This window comes from uncultured Campylobacter sp. (assembly GCF_938018145.1).
Classification (GTDB): domain Bacteria; phylum Campylobacterota; class Campylobacteria; order Campylobacterales; family Campylobacteraceae; genus Campylobacter_A.
The window spans coordinates 1-4,276 of record NZ_CALIII010000147.1 but is presented as its reverse complement, the minus strand read 5'-3'; the positions used below and the strand labels follow the sequence as shown (position 1 = coordinate 4,276).

Here is a 4,276-nt window from a genome sequence, read left to right as displayed (position 1 = left end):
GGCCCAACCGGACTTGGCAAAACTCACCTTTTGCAATCAGTCGGAAATTTTTGCCTAAACGGCGGCAAAATGGTCATTTGCGTCACGAGCGAGCAGTTTATCACGGACTTTACTTATAACCTCAACAATCACTCGATGGAGCGATTTCGCGAAAAGTACCGAAACTGCGACGTTTTACTCATCGACGACGTGCAGTTTTTAGGTAAAACGGATAAAATCCAAGAGGAATTTTTCCACACGTTTAACGAGCTTCACGCTAAAAACGGCCAGATCGTGATGACCTCGGACCGCCAACCAAAGCTGCTAAAAGGCTTTGAAGATAGGCTAAGAACGCGTTTTGAGTGGGGCATCATCGCCGATATCACACCGCCGGAGCTCGATACTAAAATCGCAATAATCAAGAAAAAATGCGAATTTGATAAAATTTACCTCGACAAAGACGTCATAAACTACATCGCTACAAATATGGGCGATAACATCCGAGAAATCGAAAGTGCGATAATAAATTTAAACGCTTACGCAAGGCTCATGAGACAAGAAATCACGCTAGAATTTGCCAAAAATATCCTGCGCGATCAGATAAAAGAAAAGCGCGAAAATATAAATCTAGAAAATATCGTTGAAATCGTAAGCAAAGAGCTAAACGTCAAACCAAGCGAGATGAAAAGCAAATCACGCTCGAAAAATATCGTCGAAGCTAGACGCATCGTGATATATCTGGCTAAAAATTTGACGCCAAACTCGATGCCGCAGATCGCACAGTTTTTCAACATGAAAGATCACTCCGCTGTAAGCCACAGCATAAAAAAGATAAACGAGCTAATAGAAACGAACGAATATTTTAAAGTTCGCGTCGAAGAACTAAAGAATAAAATTTTAACCAAAGAGTAAAAACGTGAATAAAAGTGAAAAAATAAGCAGTTTTTTTAACGCAGCAAATACCTTATTTAAAGCAAATAAAAGCAGTTTTAAACTTTTCACGCCCCCTACTAATGCTACTAAAAGAAATTTAAAAACAAAAGGAAAAAAATGAAAGTCGCAATTAACAAAAATGCTTTAGAAAGCATCGTAACAAATACCAATCCTTACTTAGAAAAAAAGGATCTAAGCGCTATAACTTCGCATATATTTATCGGAGCTAAAGACGGTATCCTAAATATCAAAGCAACAGACCACGAGATCGGCCTAGCATATAAGCTCTCAAATGTCAAAATCATGGACGAGGGAAATGCTACTGCAAACGGTAAGAAATTACTTGACATCATAAGAAGCCTAAAAGACGAAGAAATCACACTAGAGACAGTAAATAACTACCTCTATATAAAACAAAAAAACTCAAAATATAAGCTTCCGATGTATAAATTTGAGGATTTTCCAAATTTCCCGACGATAGAAAATAAAAATAAATTTGAAGTCGACGCCGTAATGCTTGGACGAAGTTTAAAGAAAATTTTTACAAGCATCGACAATAATAACCCTAAATTTGAGCTAAACGGCGCTCTTATTGACATTAAGCAAAACTACATAAACATAGTCGGCACCGACACGAAAAGGCTTAGCGTATTTAGATTTGAAACGCCAACTCAGAGCGAATTTTCCCTAATAATCCCAAAAAAAGCTATTAGCGAGATACAAAAGCTATTTTTTGACAAGATCGAAATTTACTACGACGATACGACTCTGATCGCTCAAAGCGCAAATTTCGAGTTTTTTACAAAGCTTATAAACGGCAGATTTCCTGACTACAACAGAGTAATCCCGCAAGAAATAAAACGAAGACTAAGACTAAGCAGAGATAAGATGATAGAAGGCATCAAAACCGTCTCAATCATCTCGGAGAGCACGAAAATCGTATTTGCGCCTCAAACCATAAGCTTTGAAAGCATCGTAGAGGATAACTCTGAGGCTAAAACAACGATAGAATTTGCAACCGGACTAGAAGAAGAAATCTACGTCGGCGTGAAAAATAGATACTTGCTTGATTTCTTACAAAGCATCGAAGAGGAACATTTCGAATTTGGATTTAACGACTCAAATTTAGCCTTTACGGTGAGCTCAAACGAGCTAAAAACGGTAATCATGCCGATAAATTTATAAAATAACAAAGGTAAATAATGCAGCAAAATTACGGCGCGGAAAATATTAAAGTTTTAAAAGGGCTCGAAGCGGTTAGAAAACGCCCCGGCATGTACATCGGCGATACTAACATAAGCGGCCTACATCACATGATCTACGAGGTCGTCGATAACTCCATAGACGAAGCGATGGCGGGCTACTGTGATACGATAGACGTAGAACTAACGCGCGAAGGCTCTGCTATCATCACCGATAACGGACGCGGTATACCTGTCGATATGCACCCTACGGAGAAAATTTCAGCCGCTACTGTCGTTTTAACCGTACTTCACGCAGGCGGTAAATTTGACAAGGACACTTATAAGGTCTCAGGCGGTCTGCACGGCGTGGGCGTTAGCGTCGTAAACGCGCTTTCTAAAAAACTAGTCGTGAACATCAAACGCGACGGCAAACTACATAGACAAGAATTCTCAAAAGGTATCCCGCAAAGCGACCTTGAGGTTATAAAAACCACAAATAGAACCGGTACTCAGGTAGAGTTTTGGCCTGACGATAGTATTTTTGAGGTTACGGAATTTAACGATGAAATTTTAACTAAACGTTTTCGCGAGCTAGCCTATCTAAACCCGAAAATCACGATAAATTTTAAAGATCAAAGAAACGGTAGAAACGAGAGTTTTCACTACGAGGGCGGACTTGAGAGTTTCGTAACCGATTTAAATAAAAACGAAGCCGTAAGCAAAGCCGTATCGTTTAGCGGCGGCGAAGAGGATGTTTTAGTCGATTTTGCGCTGATGTACAACGATACTTATAGCGAAAATTTACTAAGCTTCGTAAATAACATTAAAACCCCTGACGGCGGTACGCACGAGGCGGGATTTCGCGCGGGTTTAACTCGCGTGATAACAAACTACATCGCCGCAAACGCCGCAGCCCGCGAAAAAGACACGAAAATCACTGGCGAAGATATCCGTGAGGGTCTTATCGCAGTTATTAGCGTAAAGGTACCAGAGCCGCAGTTTGAGGGCCAGACAAAAGGAAAACTAGGCTCAAGCTACGTAAAACCAATCGTTCAAAAGATGGTTTTTGAGGTGCTTAGCAAGTATTTTGAAGAAAACCCGATCGAAGCTCGCGCCATAATGGAAAAAGCGCTGATGGCAGCGCGCGGACGCGAAGCGGCTAAAAAAGCTCGCGATCTAACGCGTAAAAAAGAGGGTCTAAGCATAGGAACGCTGCCGGGTAAATTAGCAGACTGCCAGAGTAAAGATCCAACGATCAGCGAGCTTTATCTGGTGGAGGGAGACTCTGCGGGCGGTTCGGCCAAGCAAGGACGCGATAGGGTATTTCAGGCGATTTTGCCGCTAAAAGGTAAAATTTTAAACGTCGAAAAATCGCGTTTAGATAAAATTTTAAAATCAGACGAAATAAAAAATATGATAACCGCGCTAGGTTGCGGTATCGGCGAAGAATTTGACGCCGAGAGGCTTCGCTACCACAAAATCATCATCATGACCGATGCCGACGTCGACGGTAGTCATATCCAGACGCTACTTTTGACGTTTTTCTTTAGATTTTTACACAAAGTAGTGGAAAACGGTCATATCTATCTAGCTCAACCGCCTCTTTACCGCTATAAAAAGGGTAAAAAAGAGATTTATCTAAAAGACGAAAGAGCGCTCAATGAATTTCTAATAGAAACCGGCATCGAAGGGGTCGAGTTTGAAGGTATAGGAAACGCTGATCTCATAGACTTTTTAAAGATAGTCGCGGCTTATAGAAGCGTATTAAAAGAGCTTGAAAAGCGCTTTAGCGTGATTTCTGCTGTTAGGTATATGATCGAAAATCCTGATATAGTATCAAAAAGCTACGGCGAAATTTTTGAAATTTTGAAAAATTATTTAGAGGCTCAAGGGCACAATATCCTAAACTCCTACGTCAGCGAAGAGGAAGCTAGAATTTACGTACAAACCGAAAGCGGCCTAGAAGAGCTTTTGGTAAATGAAAATTTATTTACAAATCCGCTTTACGAAGAAGCGCTTTATATCAGTCAAAAGATAAAAGAGCGCGGCATCGAGCTAAAAGGCGACGTGATAGACGTGCTAGACGAGATCGAGAAAAATGCCAAAAAAGGCGCCTATATACAACGCTATAAAGGCCTTGGTGAGATGAATCCGGAGCAGCTGTGGGAGACGACGATGAA

3 protein-coding genes are annotated in these 4,276 nt (G+C 40.9%); all 3 read left to right on the top strand.

Going from position 1 to position 4,276, the window contains the following annotated elements; translation table 11 throughout:
• On the top strand, positions 1-891 hold an 891-nt coding region (dnaA, locus tag Q0338_RS03385; protein WP_298085532.1), incomplete at its 5' end, for a chromosomal replication initiator protein DnaA.
• Positions 892-1,029: 138 nt separating this feature from the next.
• Positions 1,030-2,097 carry a DNA polymerase III subunit beta gene (gene dnaN / locus Q0338_RS03380; protein ID WP_298085531.1) on the top strand — a complete coding sequence of 356 codons (1,068 nt, stop codon included), beginning with the start codon at positions 1,030-1,032 and terminating at the stop codon, positions 2,095-2,097.
• Positions 2,098-2,114: 17 nt separating this feature from the next.
• Positions 2,115-4,276 (top strand): DNA topoisomerase (ATP-hydrolyzing) subunit B (gyrB, locus tag Q0338_RS03375; RefSeq protein ID WP_298085530.1); only part of this gene is annotated, 2,162 nt, incomplete at its 3' end.